The organism is Brevibacterium salitolerans, from assembly GCF_039531405.1.
GTDB classification, from domain to species: domain Bacteria; phylum Actinomycetota; class Actinomycetes; order Actinomycetales; family Brevibacteriaceae; genus Brevibacterium; species Brevibacterium salitolerans.
In genome coordinates this window covers 27,987-49,176 of record NZ_BAAAPZ010000020.1, presented here as the reverse complement: position 1 = coordinate 49,176, position 21,190 = coordinate 27,987, and the positions used below count along the sequence as shown (strand labels likewise).

General features: G+C 71.3%; 16 protein-coding genes. 6 read left to right on the top strand and 10 right to left on the bottom strand.

Annotated elements, in window-relative coordinates:
- The first annotated feature begins 688 nt into the window (after positions 1–688).
- Positions 689–1,540 (top strand): HNH endonuclease signature motif containing protein, encoded by an 852-nt coding sequence (locus tag ABD240_RS17155; protein ID WP_425547068.1) that lies wholly within the window; start codon positions 689–691, stop codon positions 1,538–1,540.
- Positions 1,541–1,719: 179 nt separating this feature from the next.
- Here ABD240_RS17155 and qcrB read toward each other — a convergent pair whose 3' ends face one another.
- Genes qcrB through ctaE form a run of 4 tightly spaced genes read right to left on the bottom strand, consistent with a single transcriptional unit; the run spans position 1,720 to position 5,944 of the window.
- Positions 1,720–3,354, bottom strand: coding sequence for a cytochrome bc1 complex cytochrome b subunit (gene qcrB, locus ABD240_RS17020; protein ID WP_291796109.1), 1,635 nt, complete (start codon positions 3,352–3,354; stop codon positions 1,720–1,722).
- Positions 3,351–4,421: a cytochrome bc1 complex Rieske iron-sulfur subunit gene (gene qcrA, locus ABD240_RS17015; protein ID WP_291796106.1), complete on the bottom strand. Its 1,071-nt coding sequence runs from the start codon at positions 4,419–4,421 to the stop codon at positions 3,351–3,353. The genes qcrB and qcrA overlap by 4 nt, the downstream gene beginning before the upstream one ends.
- A gap of 46 nt (positions 4,422–4,467) precedes the next feature.
- Positions 4,468–5,253 carry a cytochrome bc1 complex diheme cytochrome c subunit gene (gene qcrC / locus ABD240_RS17010; RefSeq protein ID WP_291796103.1) on the bottom strand — a complete coding sequence of 262 codons (786 nt, stop codon included), beginning with the start codon at positions 5,251–5,253 and terminating at the stop codon, positions 4,468–4,470.
- Positions 5,254–5,302: 49 nt separating this feature from the next.
- Positions 5,303–5,944: an aa3-type cytochrome oxidase subunit III gene (gene ctaE / locus ABD240_RS17005; protein WP_486303410.1), complete on the bottom strand. Its 642-nt coding sequence runs from the start codon at positions 5,942–5,944 to the stop codon at positions 5,303–5,305.
- 342 nt (positions 5,945–6,286) lie between these two features.
- On the opposite strand from ctaE, the gene trpD reads away from it, so the two are divergent.
- On the top strand, positions 6,287–7,294 hold the full coding sequence (gene trpD / locus ABD240_RS17000) for an anthranilate phosphoribosyltransferase (RefSeq protein ID WP_425547069.1): 1,008 nt from the start codon (positions 6,287–6,289) through the stop codon (positions 7,292–7,294).
- Here trpD and ABD240_RS16995 read toward each other — a convergent pair.
- Genes ABD240_RS16995 through ABD240_RS16985 form a run of 3 tightly spaced genes read right to left on the bottom strand, consistent with a single transcriptional unit; the run spans position 7,281 to position 10,258 of the window.
- Entirely contained in the window at positions 7,281–9,020 is a 1,740-nt protein-coding gene (locus ABD240_RS16995; protein ID WP_291796098.1) for a DEDD exonuclease domain-containing protein, read from the bottom strand. The genes trpD and ABD240_RS16995 overlap by 14 nt on opposite strands.
- A 39-nt stretch (positions 9,021–9,059) precedes the next feature.
- A complete protein-coding gene (locus ABD240_RS16990) occupies positions 9,060–9,482 on the bottom strand; it encodes a hypothetical protein (protein ID WP_291796095.1) in 423 nt (140 codons plus the stop codon).
- Positions 9,479–10,258 (bottom strand): alpha/beta hydrolase, encoded by a 780-nt coding sequence (locus ABD240_RS16985; protein ID WP_291796092.1) that lies wholly within the window; start codon positions 10,256–10,258, stop codon positions 9,479–9,481. Before ABD240_RS16985 ends, ABD240_RS16990 begins: the two co-directional genes overlap by 4 nt.
- A 125-nt stretch (positions 10,259–10,383) precedes the next feature.
- On the opposite strand from ABD240_RS16985, the gene ABD240_RS16980 reads away from it, so the two are divergent.
- Both ABD240_RS16980 and ABD240_RS16975 read left to right on the top strand, forming a co-directional pair.
- A complete protein-coding gene (locus ABD240_RS16980) occupies positions 10,384–11,085 on the top strand; it encodes a lysophospholipid acyltransferase family protein (protein WP_291796089.1) in 702 nt (233 codons plus the stop codon).
- A gap of 220 nt (positions 11,086–11,305) precedes the next feature.
- Complete coding sequence (locus tag ABD240_RS16975; protein ID WP_291796118.1) at positions 11,306–11,869, top strand: MerR family transcriptional regulator; 564 nt, start codon at positions 11,306–11,308, stop codon at positions 11,867–11,869.
- Positions 11,870–11,949: 80 nt separating this feature from the next.
- On the opposite strand, the gene ABD240_RS16970 is transcribed toward ABD240_RS16975, so the two are convergent.
- From ABD240_RS16970 to ABD240_RS16960, 3 genes are all read right to left on the bottom strand, one after another.
- Positions 11,950–12,828 (bottom strand): ParA family protein, encoded by an 879-nt coding sequence (locus tag ABD240_RS16970; protein WP_291796086.1) that lies wholly within the window; start codon positions 12,826–12,828, stop codon positions 11,950–11,952.
- Positions 12,829–12,889: 61 nt separating this feature from the next.
- Entirely contained in the window at positions 12,890–15,898 is a 3,009-nt protein-coding gene (locus tag ABD240_RS16965) for an AAA family ATPase (protein WP_344338794.1), read from the bottom strand.
- Positions 15,895–17,106 carry an exonuclease SbcCD subunit D gene (locus ABD240_RS16960; protein WP_344338792.1) on the bottom strand — a complete coding sequence of 404 codons (1,212 nt, stop codon included), beginning with the start codon at positions 17,104–17,106 and terminating at the stop codon, positions 15,895–15,897. The genes ABD240_RS16965 and ABD240_RS16960 overlap by 4 nt, the downstream gene beginning before the upstream one ends.
- Positions 17,107–17,279: 173 nt before the next feature.
- Between ABD240_RS16960 and ABD240_RS16955 the strand changes: the two genes are divergently transcribed.
- Together ABD240_RS16955 and def are read left to right on the top strand one after the other, a co-directional pair.
- On the top strand, positions 17,280–20,681 hold the full coding sequence (locus tag ABD240_RS16955; RefSeq protein ID WP_344338790.1) for a pyruvate carboxylase: 3,402 nt from the start codon (positions 17,280–17,282) through the stop codon (positions 20,679–20,681).
- A complete protein-coding gene (gene def / locus ABD240_RS16950) occupies positions 20,674–21,165 on the top strand; it encodes a peptide deformylase (RefSeq protein ID WP_291796073.1) in 492 nt (163 codons plus the stop codon). Before ABD240_RS16955 ends, def begins: the two co-directional genes overlap by 8 nt.
- Positions 21,166–21,190: the final 25 nt, after the last annotated feature.

The window sequence follows — 21,190 nt, the reverse complement described above, 5'->3', positions numbered from 1 at the left end:
GTGGAGGAGCGGACTCTTGATCAGCTCATGTTCGATCTCGCGGCACTGGCAGCACCGGCAACCTATGTCCCCCTCGACATTCACGCACCCGACTGCACACGCACTGCTACGTGTGCGGGAACGGAAGCTGTACGCGCTACCACGCCGGCCGGAGGTATCGGCGACTGCGCCGGTGGCGGTGAGGGGAGAGCCGCGACCGTTGCTTGCGCTGACGGCAGGCACTCTGCACTGGCCTCACCCTCCCTGCAGTCTTCACCGGAAGGGTCTCTGCCGCCGGTGGTGGAGAAACGCCGGATCCGGCTCACCAACCCTGCTGGTGGCCCACCGATAGAGACCTATGCTGTGGTGCATGTGCCACTCCAGGGTGATCGTGCCCGGCCCGGCACGATCACTGCTGCTCATGCGCTGGTGATCGCTGATTCCCGGAGACGACGCCTCCCACCCCCACCAGCAGTAACGACAACCACGGCACCAGCAGAAAGCGCAACAGCCGCGGTCAGACCCGATATTGACAGGTGAAAGCGCCCCAGAACCCACAACCACGGAGAGAACCCCACCCCCAGCCGCGGGGAGGAGTGTGCCTACACCTGGGTCTCCCGCGGGACAGCCCGTCGAGGCCGTGTTGCCGCCGCTTGTGCGGGTGCAGTGTCCGACTGAGGGTGAGTGGCTTTCCCAGCAGGCCACGGTCATGGTCACCGTGCCCGTCCTCCACCTCCTCACTTCACCCACCTCGACCGGAGAGGCCTCAACGGGAGAGGTCCCGGCCGGGGAGGTGCCTGCCGAACTCACTGGTCTCGCACCCATCCCTGCCGACGCTGCCCGTCAGATCGTCTCCACCCAGTCGGTGCTCTACCGGATCCTCACCGACCCCCTCACCGGCACCGTCCTGGATGAGACCGCACAGACCTACACCATCCCGGCCAACGTCCGCCGGACAGTGACGGCGAAGCACGAGCAGTGCGCGGCCCCCGGCTGCACACGGACCGCGCTGCGTTGCCAGGCTGATCACATCCTGCCCTTCAACCATCTCCTGCCCACCCAGGGTGGGCTCACAGTTCCGGAGAACCTGCAGCCGTTGTGTCAGCCGTGTCATCAGCTCAAGACCCAAGGCCTCTTGACCGTGAAGAAGGACGGCGGGGGTGTGAGCCGGTGGTCGGGGCCCTTGGGGCGCGAATCCGTGACTCTCGCCCCGCCCAGTCCTCATGAGGTGCAGGCAGCGGTACAGCTCCAGAGCCTGCTCCACGGGAGAACACACGACAGCGGCGCTGCGGACGAGAGCACGTCAGCGCGAAAGAGCAGTCCGTCAGTCGAGGCAAACGAGGCGGGTACGACCACGGCTGCTGGTGCGGCTGCTGGTGTGGCTGCGGGCACTGGGCTAGTCGGGATCACTGAACCGAGCCCCGGGAATCCGGGAGTAGCCGTAGTGCATGCAACAATGGGTGGGAGCGGTGCCGAGTCGCGCCGCACCGACGACACCGGTGCGCAGAGTGCCAGCACCCGGCCTGCGATCTGGAGACAGGACGAAGCACCCCCGTTCTGACACGATTCCCGCCTTCCGTTCCCAGCCCTCTTCTGCGTAGCCGCTTTCAAGCACCGCACCGCCCCGTGGCACCGCGTGAATCTGACCATGAACAGACCGAGGCCCGGCGGGATGTTTCCATCCCGCCGGGCCTCGGTCTGTGTCATACCTGGGACATGCGTCCCGTCAGCGGCTGAGGATCACTTCTCCAGCTGCTCGGAGTGGCTGCCGCCCTCGACCTCGTGGTGGTCGTGGTGGGCCGCATCCAGCTCGGCCTTCGTCACCGGGGTGACGCGGTCCTCGTAGAACGCCTTGGCCATGCGAGCGCGGATGCGCTCACCGCGGCTGATCTTGCCGTCCTTGCCGGGCTGCGCCGGGAGCGGCGCGGGAGCCTCGAACGCGGTCAGCTTCCACATCTCCTGCGGCGTGAGGGCCGTGTGGCGCTCCTGGAACTCACCGTGCGGAAGGCGGATGACCTGTCCGGACTCGTGCCCGTGGAGGACGAGCTCACGGTCCTTCCGCTGCAGGCTCATGCAGATCCGGCGCGTGAGGAAGAACGCGATGACCGGTCCGACGAAGAAGAGCACGCGGAAGATGTAGATCATGTCGTTGAGCGACATGTGGAAGAACACCGCCACGAGGTCGCCCGAGGCGCCGGCCCACATCACGCAGTACCAGACGATTGCGGCCACGCCGAACCCGGTGCGGGTGGGGGCGTTGCGCGGTCGGTCGAGGATGTGGTGCTCGCGCGTGTCCTTGGTCAGCCAGGACTCGAGGAACGGCCACAGAGCCATCGCACCGAAGAAGACGCCCATGATGACCACGGCGATGTTGATGTTGAGGCTGATCGGGTACCCGAAGATGTAGAACTCCATCCAGCCCGGCATGAGTCGGAGGATGCCGTCCGCCCAGCCGATGTACCAGTCGGGCTGGGTGCCCGCGGAGACGGGGGAGGGGTCGTAGGGACCGTAGTTCCAGATCGGGTTGATCGTGAACAGACCGGAGATCAGCGCCAGCAGACCGAAGATCATGAAGAAGAAGCCGCCGCCCTTTGCGGCGAAGGTGGGGAGCACGGGCTCGCCCACGACGTTCTTCTCCGTGTGTCCGGCACCGGGCCACTGCGTGTGCTTGTGGATGACCACGAACATGAGGTGGATGCCGATGAGCGCGATGAGCACCGCCGGCACGATCATGATGTGGAGCGTGTACAGCCGGGACACGATGTCGATGCCGGGGAACTCGCCTCCGAAGAGGAAGAACGAGATGTACGTGCCCACGAGCGGCAGTGACTTGAGGATGCCGTCGATGATGCGGAGGCCGTTGCCGGAGAGCAGGTCGTCCGGCAGCGAGTAGCCGGTGAAGCCGGCAGCCATGCCCATCGCCACGAGGGCGACGCCCACGAGCCAGTTGAGCTCACGCGGCTTGCGGAAGGCACCGGTGAAGAAGATGCGCAGCGCGTGGATGGACAGCGCGGCCATGAACAGCAGCGCCGCCCAGTGGTGCATCTGCCGGATGAAGAGTCCGCCGCGGATCTCGAACGAGATCTCGAGCGTCGACTGATAGGCCTCGGAGATCTCCATCCCGTAGAGCGGGGTGAAGGGGCCGTGGTAGACGACCTCGGCCATAGCCGGCTTGAACCAGAAGGTGAGGAACGTGCCGCTCAGGACGAGGACGATGAAGCTGTAGAGCGCGACCTCGCCGAGCATGAACGACCAGTGCGCGGGGAAGATCTTGCGGCCGAACTCGCGGACGGCAACGGAAGCCCCGGTGCGCTGCTCCGTCCATGCGGCGGTCTTGCCGATGGCGGTGGTGGGCTGCTGTGTCGCGAGGCTCATGCGCTGGTCTCCCTCGTGTTGATCTCCCAGAAGGTCGGACCCACAGGCTCGGTGAAGTCGGACTTCGCGACGAGGTATCCCTCGTCGTCCACCTCGATGGGCAGCTGGGGCAGCGGCCGCTTGGCGGGTCCGAAAATGACCTTGCAGTGGTTGGTGACGTCGAAGGTCGACTGGTGGCAGGGGCACAGCAGGTGGTGCGTCTGGTGCTCGTACAGCGCGACGGGGCAGCCGACGTGCGTGCAGATCTTCGAGTACGCGACGATGCCGTCGACGCCCCAGTCCTCGCGCTCCGGGTCCGTGTTGAGCTCACGCGGGTCGATCCGCATGAGGAGGACGGCGGCCTTCGCCTTCTCGTCGAGACCGTGGAAGGCGTCCGCGGCGTGCGGATCCTCCTGGACCAGGTTCTCCGGGATGACGTGGAACGCGGAGCCGATCGTGACCTCGGAGGCCTTGATGGGGTGCAGCTCCTCGGCGCTGGGGATCATGCCGATGTCCTTGCAGAGGCGGACGCCGGGGCCCCACAGGGTTTTGAAGAGCGCGTCACCGGGGAGCGGGCCCAGATCGCGGAACACGAGGATCGCAGGCAGCGGCGCGATTGCCACGGCCGCGATGAGCGTGTTGCGGAGGAGGGACCGGCGTGCGATGCCGGACTCGTTCTTCGCCTGGTCGATGATCTCCAGGGCGATCGCCTGGTCCTCCTCGGAGCCGGCGATGTCATGCCGGTCCTCGACGACCTCGACGTCCGTGATCAGGTTCTTCGCCCAGAGCACGATGCCGATGCCGATGCCGAACAGGGCCGCCGCTGCCCCGAGCCCGATCGCCGTGTTGTGGAGGCGGACCTGTGTGAGGGTCTCGCCCACGGGGAACAGGAAGTAGGCGACGATGAACCAGACGGTTCCGATCATCGAGAGGATGAACCACGCGGCGATCTGGCGCTCCGCTGTGCGCTCGGCAGCGGGATCGCTGTCAGTGATGCGGGGCTTGTGCTCGCCGAACCCCGGGTTCTGGAACCCGTTCAGCTCGTCGAGCTGCGCGCCGGTGCCGCCGCTGTGCTCTATCGAGGTCATTCGCTTCCTCGTCTATAACTCGTAACGGATGGTGAAGTCGTTGTGCTCACTTGGAGCGGGCAGTCAGCCAGACGGTGATGCCGATGACGGACGCGAGACCGAAGAACCAGATGAAGAGTCCCTCGGAGACGGGGCCCAGCGAACCGAGCTTGAAGCCACCCGGGGAGGTCTCCTCGGAGACCTCGCGGATGTAGGTGACGACGTCGCGCTTCTCCTCGGGGGAGAGGTTGGCGTCGTTGAACATGGGCATGTTCTGCGGGCCGGTCTGCATGGCCTCGTAGAGGTGCTTCTCGGAGACCTCGGAGAGGTTGGGGGCGTACTTGCCGCGCGTCAGCGCGCCGCCGGCGCCCACGACGTTGTGGCACATGGCGCAGTTGGTGCGGAAGAGCCCGCCGCCCGCCGCCGCGTCGCCCTCGGCCGTGTTGAGGTACTCCTCCTCCGGCACGGCCGGGCCGGGGCCCAGCGAGGCGACGAAGCCGGCCATCTGCGAGATCTCCTCGTCGGAGAACTGCGGCGCCTTGACCTGTGCCTGCGGGCCGTGCATCTGCAGCGGCATACGGCCGGTCCCCACCTGGAAGTCGACGGCTGCGGCGCCGACGCCGATGAGGCTGGGGCCGTTCTCCGTGCCCTCGGCATTGATGCCGTGGCAGGTGGCGCAGTTCGTCACGAAGAGCTTGTTGCCCTTCTCGATGTCAGCTGCGCTGTACTCGTCCGCCTTCGCGGTGGTGCTGCTGGAGAAGAGGGCGTAGGCGCCGCCCGTCAGGAGCAGGCCCACCAGGAGCAGTACGACGAGAGCCATCGGGTGGCGGCGGCGTGTGGCGAGAAGCTTCACTGTGAGGTCCTTTTCTGATGCGTCTTCGTTTGGCGTGTGACGAGCCGGGTCACTTGAGGATGTAGATGACCGCGAAGAGGCCCACCCACACCACGTCGACGAAGTGCCAGTAGTAGGACACGCAGGTCGCGAAGGTCGCCTCACGGTGTCCGAAGCGCTTGGCGCCGTAGGCACGTCCGATCACGAAGAGGAAGGCGATGAGGCCGCCGATCACGTGGAGGCCGTGGAAGCCCGTGGTCATGTAGAACACGGAGCCGTACCCGTTCGAGTTGATGGCGATGCCGTGGGAGACGAGGGTCGCGTACTCCATGATCTGGCCGGCGACGAACACCGAACCGAGCAGGAAGGTGAGGTAGAACCACTCGATCATGCCCCACGACTTCACGTTGAGCAGGCTGCCGGTGCGTGCCGGCTGGAACTTGTGCTCCGCCTTCCACACGCCGATCTGGCAGGTGAAGGACGAGGACACGAGGATGAGGGTGTTCACCAGCGCGTAGGGGATGTCGAGCTTCGCGGTCTCGGTCGCCCACTGGTCGGGTACGACCGACCGGATGGTGAAGTACATGGCAAAGAGCGCGGCAAAGAACATCAGCTCGCTTGCCAGCCAGACGATGAACCCCACGGTCGTCGAATCTGGCCGGTTCACCGAGGGATGAACTGGCGCTGAGGAGGATGCAGCTACGGTTGACACGCCCCCATTATTACCCGGTTTGCAGGGGGATTTCACCTTCCGCACAGGTAGCGCGGGCCTCTTCTTCTACAGCGTGTAGGAAGAACCCGCATGCTGACGCGGATCGCGAGCCTGTGAGATCTGTGAGAAAAGTTTCGCCGGGGCCCCGCACTCGGTGTGTCGCCCGCTTGTATAGGCTGGCGCAGTGCCTTTCGGCACACGCCAGATCACCGATCACGAGGGAGTGCTCCCGTGCCCGTCTCCTCCGCCGCCGACAACGGCCTCGTCCACTCTCCCGCCCACGGAACGGAGGGCGACGTCCTCGTGGGCGTCCGCGAATGGCCGGATCTGCTCGTGGGCCTCATGGCGGGCAGGCACATGGACGAGGCGACGGCGGCCTGGGCGATGGACGCCATCATGTCCGGCGAGGTGCCGGACGTGACGATGGCCGCGTTCCTCGTGGCGCACCACGGCAAGGGCGAGACGGTGGAGGAGATCTCCGGCCTCGTGCGGGCCATGCTGGACCACGCGGTCCCGCTGCCGGGCCTCTCCGACGCCGTCGACATCGTCGGCACCGGCGGCGACAGGGCGAAGACGGTCAACATCTCCTCGACCGCCTCCTTCGTCATCGCCGCGACCGGCCAGCGCCTCGTCAAGCACGGGAACAGGGCGACCTCCTCGGCCTCCGGGTCGGCGGACGTCCTCGAAGTCCTCGGTCTCACGCTCGACCTCACGCCGGAACAGTCCGTCGCCCTGGCCGACGAGGTGGGCATGGCCTTCGCCTTCGCCAACGTCTACCACCCGTCCATGCGCTTCATCGCCCCGGTGCGCAAGCAGATCGCCGTGCCCTCCGCGTTCAACATCCTCGGCCCGCTCACCAATCCGGCCCGCACCCGGGCCACGGCGGTGGGCGTCGCAGACCCCGCGATGGCGCCCCTCGTGGCCGGCGTGCTCGCCGCCCGGGGCGATTCCGCGCTGGTGTTCCGCTCCCGCGACGGCCTCGACGAGTTCTCCACGACCGCCCCCACGGACGTCTGGGAGGTGCGTGACGGCGCGGTGACGGAGCACACCGTGGACGCCCGGGACCTGGGCCTGGCGCGGGTGACCAAGGAGGATCTGCGGGGAGGGGACCCGGCCTACAACGCCTCCGTCATGCGCGCGACCCTGGCCGGCGAGCGCGGGCCGGTCCGCGAGGTGGTGCTGCTCAACGCCGCCGCGGCCCTCGTGGCGGCGGGCTCAGCGGCGGAGGCGCCGCTGGAGGAGCGGCTCACCGCCGCCCTGCGGCGCGCAGAGGCCGCACTGGACTCCGGCGCCGCGGCGGCGAAGCTGGACGCCATGATCGAGGCCTCGCGGCGTCTCACGGAGTCCTGACCGCTCCCGGCCTGGCTGCGGCGGGCCACTCCGCGCGAGCATGTGCGAAGCCCGCCGCCGGTTGCTCCCATGCCCGGGCGGCCGTGACCGCCCGGGTTCGTCCGGCGCCCAGCCATGCCAGCAGCAGATCGGTCTCCTCCTCCCACGTGTGGGGTGCCGTGCGCTCCCAAACCGGGACGTACTCCGCCGAGCTGCTGAGCGCGGCGGCTGTGCGGGGCACTCCCGCCGCCTGCGGGCTGGTGCCTGCGGCCGCGAGCCGGCCGTGCCGGATGACGGCGATGTCCCAGCCGCCCCCGTCCCGGGGTGAGGCGGCGGCGAGCTCCGGCACCGCACGCAGGCACGTGCGGGCCTCCTCGGCGGCAGCGGTGGCGAGCAGAGCCTCCACGGCGTCCCGGACCTCTGCGGCGGCCTCATAGCGCTGCTCGCCCGCGAGCGCGCCGATCCGTTCCCCGGCCGCGCGGAGGAAGCCGTGCGCGTCCCCGGTGAAGAGGCCGTGCAGCTCCGCGAGCGCCTCCGTGTAGGCCTGCGCGTCCGTCTGCCCCGCGCACGGGCCGTGACAGCGCCCGACCTGCGCCGCGGCGCACGGTGCGAAGGAGGCGGATCCGACGTGGGCGGTGCACGTCTTGAGCGGGAAGACCTGTTCGAGGAGGCGCTTCACCACCGTGGCCCGCTTCTGCGAGCGGAAGGGTCCCAGCACCGTCTCCGCCTCCTCGTGGGCCGGGGTGAGCGTCCGCACGACGGAGAGCCGCGCGAACGCCTCCCGGGTGAGCACGATCCAGTGGCGTCGCTGCGGCTGCCGCGACCGCCGGTTGTAGGGCGGGTCGAGCTCGCCGATGAGGCGGACCTCCCGCACCCGCGCCTCCAGCTCCGTAGCGCAGACCAGCGGACTCACCTCCTGGGCGGCGGTCACCATCTCCGTCATGCGGCCCCGCGTCTCCCCGGCGGTGAAGTAGGAGCGCACGCGCTGCCGGAGATCGCGGCTGGATCCGATGTAGAGCACCCGGCGGGAGCCGTCGAGGAACGTGTAGACGCCAGGCGCGTGCGGGAGCCCGTCCGCCAGGTGGGTCTTCCTCCTCCGCTTCGCCCAGCCGGCCGCGCGGACGGTGCCGAGGTCCTCGAGCGTCTCGATCCCGTGGGAGCCGCAGATCTCGAACAGGCCGTGGAGCACGTCCACGGTGGCGCGGGCATCTGCGAGCGCGCGGTGGTCCGGTGAGACGCGGGCGCGGAAGTGTGCCGCGAGGGTGCTGAGCTTGTGGTTGGGCACCTCCGAGCGGGGGAGCAGCCGCCGGGCGAGGGTGACGGTGTCCAGGACCTGCGGGGCGGGCCAGGGGTAGTCCAGGTGGGCGCAGGCGCGGCGCAGGAAGCCGATGTCGAACGGCGCGTTGTGCGCCACGAGCACGGCACCGGAGGCGAACTCCAGGAAGGCGGGGAGCACGGAGGTCAGCGGAGGGGCGTCCGCGACCATCGCATTCGTGATGCCCGTGAGCCTGCTGACGAAGGGGGTGATGGCCGTGCGCTCCGGCTTCACGAGCGTCTGGAACTCGCCCTGCACCTCGCCTCCGCGCACGCGGACGGCGCCCACCTCGGTGATGTCGTCCGCGCCGTTGGAGGCGCCGGTGGTCTCGAGGTCGACGACGACGAAGTCGACCGTGTGCAGGGGTGTGCCGAGGTCCGACAGCGAGAGCTGGCCGGTGCGGGTGTGCGTGTGGGTGCGGTCGAACGGCATGCGCTCATGGTGCCACGCGGCACGGACGCGGGAACCGGCTCAGACCTCCCCGCCGTCGGCCTCGGGGTTCCGCGACCCGGGGAGGCGGGTGAAGAGCACCGCGGCCGAGGCCAGGGTGACGGTGAGCAGCGCCAGCAGCGCCCAGCCCGGCAGGGGACGCAGGAAGACCGCACCGAGTAGCAGCGCGAGCAGGCCGCCCAGTGCGCCCACGAGCCCGAGCACCAGGGTGGGGGAGGCGGTGCGCCAGCCGACGGGCTCCGGCTCCGGGGGCGACCAGTCCTCGTCGTCGAGCACGTCCCGGATCTCCTCGGGGCTGACCTCGGGCACGGCCGCAGTCTGTCCGCGGAGCTCCGCGACGAAGGCCTGCCACTCCGCGTCCGCGATCCTCTCCGCCTCCGGGAGGGCCTCTGGGTCCTCGCGGTCGTCCCGGTCGTCCGGCTCGCGCTCCTCCCGGCCGCTCATGCCCCGCCTCCCGGCGCGCCGGAGGCGACGGCCTGCCCGAGTGCCCGCCGGATCCGGTCCGCGATGACGGGGGCGTCGTAGTCCACGGTGGCGACGTGCCTGCTGCGCCGCAGGGGCACCGTGGTCAGCGGTGCGGTGAGACGGCTGCGGAGGATGCGATGGCTCCGCGGGGAGACCACGGAGTCCGCGCCGGAGAGGCAGCAGGTGACCGGCGCGCGGATGGCCCACAGGCGGTCGCACAGGCCGGGGAGGGCCGCGTGGAAGCTCCGCAGTGCGGCCAGCGGCGTGCGGTCGCCTGCGTGCTCGCTCACTCCGGGCATGGCGATGTCGTCGCCGATCGCCGGGATGCTCGGCACCACCCGCCCGAGCACGGGCAGGAGCGGTGCGAGCGGGGAGTCGATGCGGAGCGCGGGGTTCACCAGCACGAGTGCGGCCGGATCGCGCTCGACCCCGAGCGCGCACGCCAGCGCTCCGCCCATCGAGAGCCCTGCGACCACAACGGCCGGATGTGCGGCGGCGAGGCGGTCGTACTCGGTGAGGGCGGCGCCGAGCCAGTCGTCCCAGCCCGTGCGCGCGAGCTCCTGCCAGGTCCCGCCGTGCCCGGGCAGCAGGGGGACGCTCACGGTGATCCCGGGGAGGCCCGGGCCGGGATCGCGCGCGAACTCGTCCGCGAGGGAGAGGAAGGCCCCGGGGGAGCCGGTGAAGCCGTGGAGCAGGAGCACCGCGGGCGCCTCGGCGGCACCCTCCCTCAGCCACGGCGAATGGGGATCCATCATGCCACCAGCTTCCCACACGCGGGCGCGGCCCGCTCGTGGGAAGCTGCTCGTTGTACTGTGAGAACGCGGTCCCGCCGTACGTCCGCGGGGGCCGCTGACGTTCGAACGGAAGGGACGGGCCGGCGGTGCTCTACTGGTTCCTCAAGCATGTGCTCGCAGGCCCCGTGCTCAGGGTCCTGTTCCGGCCGTGGGCACGCGGGGTGGACAACCTGCCCGAGGCCGGCCCCGCGATCGTGGTCGCGAACCACCTCTCCTTCATGGACTCCGTCTTCGTGCCGCTGGCGCTGCCCCGCCGGGTGGTCTATCTGGCGAAGGACGAGTACTTCCGGCGGCCCGGGCTGCGCGGCGCCCTCGTCCGGCGCTTCTTCCTCGCGACCGGGCAGCTCCCCATGGATCGCAGCGGGGGCGCCGGTGCCGAGGCCTCGCTCGGCATGGGCCGGAAGGTGCTCGAGGAGGGAGGCGTGCTCGGCATCTACCCCGAGGGCACGCGGAGCCCGGACGGCAGGCTGCACCGCGGCAGGACCGGGGCCGCCAGGCTGGCACTGGCCACGGGTGCGCCCGTGGTGCCGGTCGCGGTGGTCGGCACCGACAGGCTGCGGCCGGCCGGGGCGCTCCTCCCGCGGCTGCGGCGAGTGGGTGTAATCGTGGGGGAGCCCCTACACCTGGGCGGCCCGGACCCCACCGCGGCGCACGACCGGTTCGCCCTGCGGCGGACCACCGACGCCGTCATGGACGAGATCATGCGGCTGTCCGGACAGGAGTACGTCCCCTCCTACGCCGCCCACGCCAGGGCGCGCCTGCTGACCGCCGAGCGGCCGGGCGGATGAGGTGATGTTCGATTACTGCGGTAACGGCGACACGCCGAAATCGTTACCGGGAGGGTCCGTGCATGCGGTCGCCCCGGTGCGTAGCTTCTGTATGTGCCCGTTACCCCGGTGTGCCGCGCAGGCGGGTGTAGAATCGACTGCACCCAAGGCCTCGCTCACGCCCAGCTTCCCCCTGGGGTGTAAAGGAGGAGTCGGTGTGAACCGCTCTGAACAGGAACAGATGCAGGACCGCTCCCTGCTGCGATCGACGCAGGGACTGCTGTTCGACGACGACATCCCGGACCTCGACGACGAGGCCGGCTACCGCGGACCCACCGTGTGCAAGGTCGTCGGCATCACCTATCGCCAGCTCGACTACTGGGCTCGCACCGAGCTCGTGGTCCCCTCGATCCGTGCGGCGACCGGCTCCGGCTCACAGCGTCTCTACAGCTTCCGCGACGTGCTCGTCGTGAAGATCGTCAAGCGCCTGCTCGACGCGGGCGTCTCCCTCCAGCAGATCCGCGTGGCGGTGAGCCACCTGCAGGATCAGGGCGTGGAGGAGCTCTCCCAGATCACCCTCATGAGCGACGGCTCGAGCGTCTTCGCCTGCACGAACGCGGACGAGGTCATCGACCTGGTCCAGGGCGGACAGGGCGTCTTCGGCATCGCGGTGGGACACGTGTGGCGCGAGGTCCAGGGCACGCTCTCGGAGCTGCCGAGCGAGCGGCCCGCGGACGAGATCCCGCCGGCGGCCCTGGACGAGCTCGCGGCGCGCAGGGAGCGCAGCTCCCGCAACGCGGGCTGAGGCCCGCACACACAGCAGGAGGCCGGAACCGGGGGAGCGGTTCCGGCCTCCTGCTGTGTCTTCGTCGGGGAACGGCGTCGTCAGGGAGCCGTGGGGCTCGGCGGCGGGCTCTGCGGAGGCTGCGGGGGCTGCTCGCCGGCTCCGGCCGCGGCGGTCCCGCTCTCCCGGCGTTTGCGCATGGCCGAGGTCCGCAGGGCCCTGTCCAGGAGGGCGTCGAAGGCCCCCGCCAGCTCGCCTGCGACCTTTCCGGGCCAGGCGTGGATGGGGCGGGCCGAGCCCTGCGCCTGCTGGAGCACGGTGCGCTCCGGGATCGGTGGGCTGAGGACCAGGGGACCGAACATGTCGCGCATCTCCTCGATGCGGTACTCGTGCTCGCGGGACTTGGTGCGCACGCGGTTGGGCACGATGCCCAGCGGCTGGAGGTCCGGCGCCCCGCGCCGGCGCAGCTCCGCGATCGCCCGCAGCGCACGGTCCGCGGCGGCCACAGAGAACAGACCGGGCTCCGTCACGACGGCCACCCGCTGGCTCGCCATCCAGGCGGCACGGGTGAGGCCGTTCATGGAGGGCGGGCAGTCGATGATCACCACGCGGTAGTCGTCGGCGATCGCGGTGAGTGCCTCGCTGAGCCTGCGCAGGTAGCGCTCGGAGAGCGTCGGCCTGTCGAACTCCGCCGCGCGGGGGCTGCCCGGGATGACGTCGAGGGCGCCCTTGGCGTCCCCGGACCAGCCCGAGGGCACGATCGCCTGGGTGATGATCTTCGTCTTGGGCGCGGCCAGCACGTCTGCGACGTCGAGCGGCGTCGTCACCGGCACGTCAAGGCCCGTCGAGGCATCCGCCTGCGGGTCCATGTCGACGACGAGGGTGGGCAGGCCGCGGTTGTACGCGGCGGAGGCGAGGCCGAGCGCGACCGAAGTCTTCCCGACGCCTCCCTTGAGGCTGGAGACACTGATGACGAGCACGGCATCTACCGTAGCGGATGAGGAGGCCCATTCCGTGGACGAGGTGCGCTGTGTCTGCCTCCTACCGTGCCGTGACGACGGATCCGCCCGGTCCCGGGGTCACGAGGAGGCGGGTCGGCAGCGTCTGACGGAGCTCGCTCACGTGCGAGATGATGCCGATCGTCCGTCCGCCGCTGCGCAGGCCGTCCAGCACGGCCAGCACGTCCGCGAGCGCGTCGGGGTCCAGTGTGCCGAATCCCTCGTCGAGGAACAGCGTCTCCATCTCCGCGCCCGCACTCGAGGCGCGGACCGTGTCCGCAAGGCCGAGGGCCAGTGCGAGGGCGGCCATGAAGCTCTCACCGCCGGAGAGGGTGCGGGGATCGCGCGATTCGTCCGTGAAGGTGTCGACGACCCGCAGCCCCAGCCCGGCGCGCTTCTCCCGGGGCCCCTGGGCGAGTGCGTGCTCGAGGCGGTACCTGCCCGCGGTCATCGCCAGCAGCCGCTCCGAGGCCTGGGCCGCGACCTCGGCGAATGCGGCGGTGAGTGCGAACGACGACAGGGACATGCGCTGGGCGGCGTCCCGGCTGGTGCCCTGGACGAGCTCCGCGAGGTCGATGTCCGCGAGCCACTCCCGCAGCTGCGCCTCCTCGTCGCCGCGCGCGGCCTCCGCCTCCCGGAGCGAGGCCCGGGCCTGACCGGCGGCGGAACCGGCGATCGCGGCGAGGTTCCGGGCCTCCTCCGCTCGCTCCCGCCAGTCCTGTGCTGTCGAGGCCGCGGCGGCCGCCCGCGCGGCGAGCTCCTCGTCGCCGAGCGGGTCCTCGAGCGCGCGCCGCACCTGTGGCGACGCCGCGCGGTCCTGCAGCCGGGCGGCGTCCGTCTGTGCCTGTGTCACGTCCGCCTCCAGCCGGGAGAGCGGGAGAGCGGCGGCAGCGGCGAGATCCTCCTCGTCCGCGAAAGGCGAGTCCCCGAGCGCCTCAGCGAGGTCCCTCCGCCTGAGCGAGCGCTCCCGCTCCGCCGTTCGCGCGGACTCCTCCGCCTCCGTCCAGGCCCGGTGCAGGGCCTCCAGATCGTCGAGGACGCGCAGGAGCCGGGCGGCGGCCTCCGCGGTCCGCGGCATCTCCATCCCCAGGTCCGTGAGGCTCTCCGGCGTCTCCTCCGGGGCCTCCGAGGCCTGGTCCGCCCGCGCGCGGGCCTCCGCGGCCGCCGTGCGGGCGGAGGCGTGTGCGGCCTCCGTCCGCGTGTGGGCGGTGCGGAGGGCCTCGGCTCGGGCGGCGCACTCCTTCACCCGTGTCCGCAGGACGCGCCGCGCCTCGAGCAGCTCCTCCCGCCTCGACATCTCCGCCCGGACCTCGGCCCATTCGCGCTCCAGGGCGTCCGGATCGAGCGCGGAGGCCTTCTCCTGCCGGGCGGACAGTGCGGTCTCGGCCGCCTCGAAGCGGGTGCGAGCGGCGGCGAGGCGCTCCCGCGCGCCCCGCTCGGCGGCCTCGGCGGCCTCCTCCTGCTCCGCGGAGGGGGAGCGGGGCGGCAGCTGCGCCGGCGCCGGGTGCGCGCGGCTGCCGCAGACGGGGCACTCCTCGTCGTCGATGAGCGTCTGTGCGAGCCGGCCGGCCAGGCTGAGCCGGATCTCCCGGCGCAGGTGCACGAGCGCGGAGGCGGCCTCCTCGGCCTCCGCGGCGGCCGTCGCGTACTCCTGCTGCGCGACCTCCTTCTCCGCCGCGGCCTCAGCTGCCGCGCGGAGCGCCTCCCGCTGCCCGCGCAGCGTCTCCGTCCGCTCCGGGGCGGACTCGGTCGCCTCGATCCCGCTCTCGGCGTCCTCGAGCGCGCTGCGAGAGGCGGCGAGCTCCTCCTCCGCCGTCCGGAGGGCGGTCTGTGCCGCCGCATGCTCCGCCTGTGCCTGCTCCGCCGCGGCCTCCGCCCGCGCTGCGGCGGCGGAGAGCGCGGCGGTGCGCTCCATGCGTGTGTGGGCCTCCGTGAGGGCGGAGCGCGCACGGGTGAGAGCCTCGGCGGTGACGGACTCGGGAGAGCGGTCCTCCGGCAGCGCGTCCGCGAGCCTGCGGCGCGCCCGCTCGCGTTGCGCACCGGCGGTCTCCGCGAGGCGCCCGGCGCTGCGGGCCTCGTCTCGGAGGCGGAGCAGGGGCGCGGCTGCCCGGGCGCGCCGCAGCTGCTGCGCGGTCTCCCTCCGCGCATTCTCGCCCGCCTCCCACTCCCTGCGGGCGTCCTCGAGCTCCCGGAGGGCGGTGCGGTCCTCGGCACGCTGCCGCAGAGCCGCGGCGTCCTCGGAGGTCCGGTCCGCCAGCTCCTGCGCGAGTGCGGCGCTGTGGGCGCGGACCTCGCAGGCCTCCCGTGCGACGACGGCGGCCGTGCCGAGGTGGGCGAGCAGGTCCGTGAGCTCCGCGGCTCCCGCACGGGGGAGGGGCAGCTCCTCCCAGGAGGTGCGGGAGGCGCGCTCCATCTGGAACCGGCGTCTCTCCTCGGCGGTCTGGGTGTGGCGGCGGGCCTCGGTGGCGCGGGCGGCGAGGGCCTTCTCCACCTCCGCGAAGTGCTCGGTGGCGAAGAGACGGGTGAGGATCCCCTCCCGCTCGCCGGGGTCGGCGTGGAGGAAGGCCGCGAACTCGCCCTGGGGGAGCAGGATGAGCTTGGTGAACTGCTCACCGGTGAGGCCGAGGAGATCCTGCAGGAACGACTGCACCTCCTGCGCCGTGCGGCCGATCCCGTTCCACTCGCCGTCGACCCGTTCGCTCAGCGCCACCCTGTGGGCCTGCACGGTGGTCCCCGTGCCCCGCTTGCGGGGACGCGCGTACTGCGGCGAACGCTCGACCCGGAACCGCCTGCCGCGCACGGAGAACTCCAGCCGGACGCGGGTGGGCGTGTGCGGCGGCGCCAGCGCGGAGCGGAGCTCCCGGGCGGCTCCGCGGGCTCCGGGGACGGTGTTGTAGAGGGCGAAGCAGAGGGCGTCGAGGAGCGTGGTCTTCCCCGCTCCCGTGGGGCCGGCGATGAGGAAGATCCCGTCCTCTCCCGCGGCGTCGAAGTCGATGCGCTGCAGATCGGAGAAGGGGCCGAATCCCTCGATCTCGAGAATGTGGGGTCTCATCCGCGCCCCCGTGCGCCGGCCGCGGTCTCGGACTGGCTGAGGACGGTCACGAGCGCGGACTCGAAGCGCTCTACCGCGTGCGCCGGCGCCGCCGCGCCCCGCTGCGCGCGGTGGAACTCCTCGAAGACCTGCCGGTCCGTCCGGCGGGCAGCCGCGGCCGCGGTGAGGGCAGGGCGCGGCGCGGCCGGCTCGGACAGACCCTTCCACGTCATGCGGACGAATCCGGGGAAGGCCCGGCGCAGGCGCTCCAGCGCGCCCGGGACCCGCCGGGCGTCCGTGAGCTCCGCGCTCACCAGCGCGTCCTGGTGTCCGGCGGCCTCGCCCAGGACGGCTTCGAGCGGACCCGTGAGCGTGCGCAGCCGCACGAACTCCGGGATCGGGTGCTCCATGACGGCCGGCTCCCGGTCCGGGCCGGAGAACTCGACCTCCAGCACCCGTTTGGTCTGCCCGCTCTCGCCGAAGGAGAACGGCAGCGGGGAGCCCGAGTAGCGCACCCCGGGTGCGAGGTCCTGCGGACGGTGGACGTGGCCCAGCGCCGCGTAGTCGCAGTCCGCGAAGACGGCCAGCGGTGCCGCACCCACCCCGCCCACGGAGATGTCCCGCTCCGACTCGCTGGACACGGAGCCCGTGACGAAGGCGTGGGCGAGGACGACCCTGCGATCCGCGGGAAGGCCGGCGGCCTCGCGCTCCGCGTGCACGGCGCGGATCCGGTCCATGGCCGCGCCGAGCACCGCTGTGTGCGTGCGCGCAGGCGCGCCCATGCGCTCCCACACGAGCGCGGGCTCGAGATAGGGGATGCCGTGGACGGACACCCCCGGTGCGGGATCGTCCGGGGACAGCATGCGGCCGTCGTAGCCCAGCCGCACGGGGCGGTCGATGTCGCTCAGCCGGGTGCGCAGGTGGAGTCCGGCGGCCGACAGCTGACGACGCCCCACCCCGAGCCGGATGAAGGAGTCGTGGTTGCCGCTCGTGGCGATGAGCCGGGTGCCCGTCGCCAGCAGCTCAGCCGTCGCGCGGTCCCACAGGTCCAGGGCGTCCGGATGGGGGATCGCCCGGTCATACACGTCGCCGGAGACGAGGACGGCGTCGATCCCGCGCTCCGCCACCAGGGGGACGAGCCAGTCGAGGAAGCGGGCGTGCGCGTCACCCACGTCGAAGCCGTGGATGCGCCGGCCGAAGTGCCAGTCGGAGGTGTGGAGGATCCGCATGGCCGGAACCCTAGCGGAGGCCGCGGACACAGGGGCTCGGGCGGGAGCCGACACGGGCGTCCCCCGGTCTGTGGACCCCGGCACAGTGAGTGTCCCAGCCCACTTGTACAGTGGTCCTGTTCCGCTGAAGTGCGCCGTGCGACCGCGCGGCGACTGGAGAGAAACGAGTTCGAATGTTCCGAAAGGTGCTAGTCGCCAACCGCGGTGAGATCGCGGTCCGCGCATTCCGCGCAGCCTATGAGCTGGGTGCGGAGACCGTTGCGGTGTTCCCCTACGAGGACCGCAATTCCGAACATCGCCTGAAGGCGGACGAGGCCTACCAGATCGGCGCCGTCGGCCACCCGGTGCGTGCGTACCTCGACGTCGGCGAGATCATGCGGGTCGCCCGGGAGTCGGGAGCGGACGCGGTCTATCCCGGCTACGGCTTCCTGTCCGAGAACCCGGAGCTGGCCCGTGCCTGCGCCGAGGCCGGCATCACCTTCGTGGGCCCCCAGGCGGACGTCCTCGAGATGGCCGGCAACAAGGTCCAGGCCCTCGACGCCGCGCGCCGCGCCGGCGTCCCCACCCTCGCCTCCACCCGTCCGTCGGCGGACATCGACGAGCTGCTGGCCCAGGCCGCGGAGATGGAGTACCCGCTCTTCGTCAAGGCCGTCGCCGGCGGCGGCGGCCGCGGCATGCGCCGCGTGGACGACGCGGACGCGCTCGTCGAGGCGCTCAAGGCCGCGATGCGCGAGGCGGAGGGCGCGTTCGGCGATCCCACCGTCTTCATCGAGCAGGCCGTCCAGCGCCCGCGCCACATCGAGGTGCAGGTGCTCGCGGACAACGACTCGAATATGATCCACCTGTTCGAGCGCGACTGCTCCATCCAGCGCCGCCACCAGAAGGTCGTGGAGATCGCACCGGCCCCCAACCTGGATCCGGCCGTGGCCGAGGCCCTGCGCAGCGATGCGCTGCGCTTCGCGAAGGAGATCGGCTACCAGAACGCGGGCACCGTCGAGTTCCTGCTCGAGACGGACGGCCCCCGCGCCGGCAAGCACGCCTTCATCGAGATGAACCCGCGCATCCAGGTCGAGCACACCGTGACGGAGGAGATCACGGACGTGGACCTCGTCCAGTCCCAGCTCCTCATCGCCTCGGGCCTCTCGCTCGAGGAGGCCGGCCTCTCCCAGGAGGAGGTCCGGATCAAGGGCGCGGCGCTCCAGTGCCGCATTACGACCGAGGACCCGGCGAACTCGTTCCGCCCGGACACCGGCACCATCACCGCCTACCGCTCCGCGGGGGGCGCGGGCGTGCGCCTGGACGGCGGCACCGCCTACGCGGGGGCGGAGGTCTCCGCGCACTTCGACTCCATGCTGGTGAAGTGCACCACCCGCGGCCGCACCTTCGAGCAGGCGGTCGACCGCGCCCGCCGCGCCCTGGCGGAGTTCCGGATCCGCGGAGTGGCCTCGAACATCGGCTTCCTCAAGGCCGTCCTCGACGAGCCGCAGTTCCGCGCGGGAGACCTCGCCACCACCTTCATCGACGACCACCCGGCGCTGCTGGACGCGCGCTCCGGCGCGGACCGCGGCTCCAAGATCCTCGACTACCTCGCGGACGTGACGGTCAACCGGCCCCACGGCTCGGCGCCGCTGAGCATCGACCCCGCGGTCAAGCTGCCCTCGCTGAGCGGGGTGCCCGAGGCCCCGGCCGGCTCCCGGCAGAAGCTGCAGGAGCTCGGCCCGGAGGGCTGGGCGAAGGCCCTGCGCGCGCAGACGGCCCTCGCCGTCACGGACACGACGTTCCGCGACGCGCACCAGTCCCTGCTCGCCACGCGCGTGCGGACGCGGGATCTGCTCGCACCGGCGGAGCACATCTCCCGCCTCACCCCGGAGCTGCTGAGTGTGGAGGCCTGGGGCGGCGCCACCTACGACGTGGCGCTGCGCTTCCTGGGCGAGGACCCGTGGGAGCGGCTGGAGAAGCTGCGCGCCGCGATCCCCAACATCAACCTGCAGATGCTGCTGCGCGGCCGCAACACCGTGGGCTACACGCCGTACCCCACGCAGGTGACGGACGCATTCGTGGCGGAGGCGGCGGAGTCCGGCATCGACATCTTCCGCATCTTCGACGCTCTCAACGACGTCTCCCAGATGCGCCCGGCGATCGAGGCCGTCCGCGGGACCGGCAGCGCGGTCGCGGAGGTGGCCCTGTGCTACACCTCGGACCTCCTCAACCCGGCGGAGGAGCTCTACACCCTCGACTACTACCTCCGGCTTGCCGAGCAGATCGTCTCCGCCGGCGCCCACGTGCTGGCCATCAAGGACATGGCGGGCCTGCTGCGCCCGGCGGCCGCGGCCAAGCTCGTCACGGCGCTGCGCGAGAACTTCGACCTGCCCGTTCACGTCCACACCCATGACACTGCCGGCGGTCAGCTCGCCACGCTCATGGCGGCCTCGGCTGCGGGAGCTGACGCCGTGGACGCGGCGAGTGCGGCGATGTCCGGCACCACGAGCCAGCCCTCCCTGTCCGCACTCGTGGCGGCACTGGAGCACACGGACCGCGACACGGGGCTCAGCCTCTCCGCCGTCTCGGACCTCGAGCCGTACTGGGAGGCCGTTCGCAACGTCTACAAGCCCTTCGAGTCCGGTCTGCCGGGCCCCACGGGCCGCGTGTACCGTCACGAGATCCCGGGCGGGCAGCTCTCCAACCTCCGGCAGCAGGCCGTCGCGCTGGGCCTGGGGGAGAAGTTCGAGGAGATCGAGGCCATGTACGAGGCCGCGGACCGCCTCCTTGGCCACCTCGTGAAGGTCACGCCGTCGTCCAAGGTCGTGGGCGATCTGGCCCTGCATCTCGTGGCCGTGGGCGCGGATCCCGCGGAGTTCGAGGAGCACCCGGAGCGCTTCGACGTCCCGGACTCCGTCGTCGGCTTCCTCTCCGGTGACCTGGGCGACCCCCCGGGCGGCTGGCCGGAGCCGTTCCGCACCAAGGCACTGGCGGGCCGCACGCACAAGGCACCCGAGGCGGACCTCGATCCCGCGGACGCCGCGCTGCTGGAGAAGTCCGGCCGCGAGCGTCAGGAGACGCTCAACCGGCTCCTGTTCCCGCAGCCCACCAAGGAGTTCACGCGGATGCGGGAGTCCTACGGGGACCTCTCCGTCCTGGACACGCAGCTCTACCTCTACGGCATGGAGGAGGGCGAGGAGCACTCGGTGCAGATCGACAAGGGCAAGTCGCTGCTCCTGGGCATCCAGGCGGCAGGCCCGGCGGACGAGCGCGGCATGCGCACCATCATGTGCACGCTCAACGGGCAGCTGCGTCCCATCTCCGTGCGCGACCGGTCCGTCAAGGTCGACGTCGCCACCGCGGAGAAGGCGGATGCGGACAACCCCGGCCACGTGGCCAGCCCGTTCGCCGGCGTCGTCACCCTCCAGGTGGCCGTCGGCGATGCCGTCAAGGCCGGCCAGACCGTCGCGACGATCGAAGCGATGAAGATGGAAGCCTCCATCACCGCCCAGATCGACGGCACGGTCGCCCGGCTGGCGATCGGACCGGTGCAGCAGCTGGAGGGCGGCGACCTGGTCGCGGTCATCGATGCCTGAGAGGTCCATCCGCCGCTACGGCGATCCGGTGCTGCGCACCGTCTGCACGCCGGTCACGGAGTTCGACGCCGCGCTGGCCGCGCTCGTGGACGACCTCGCCGCCACCGCCGCCCCGGAGGGACGGGCGGCGGTGGCGGCGCCGCAGATCGGCGTGTCGCGCAGGATCTTCGCCTACCACCTGGACGGGCGGGTGGGCCACGTGGTCAACCCGGTCGTCGTGGAGACCGGGGGAGAGCTCCGGGACATCGACGAGGGCTGCCTGTCCGTCCCCGGCCTGTGGTTCCCCATGCCCCGGTGGGAGTACGCGGCGGTCACGGGTCAGGACGTGCGCGGCGAGGAGATTCGTGTCGAGGGTGAGGGCGTGTTCGCCCAGATGCTCCAGCACGAGACGGACCACCTCGACGGCACCGTGTACGTCGAGAAGCTGCCCAAGGAGCGGCGCCGGGAGGCGCTGCGGGCCATCCGCCAGGCCGACTGGTTCTGAGCGGCCTGAGGGAAGACGAGAGGGA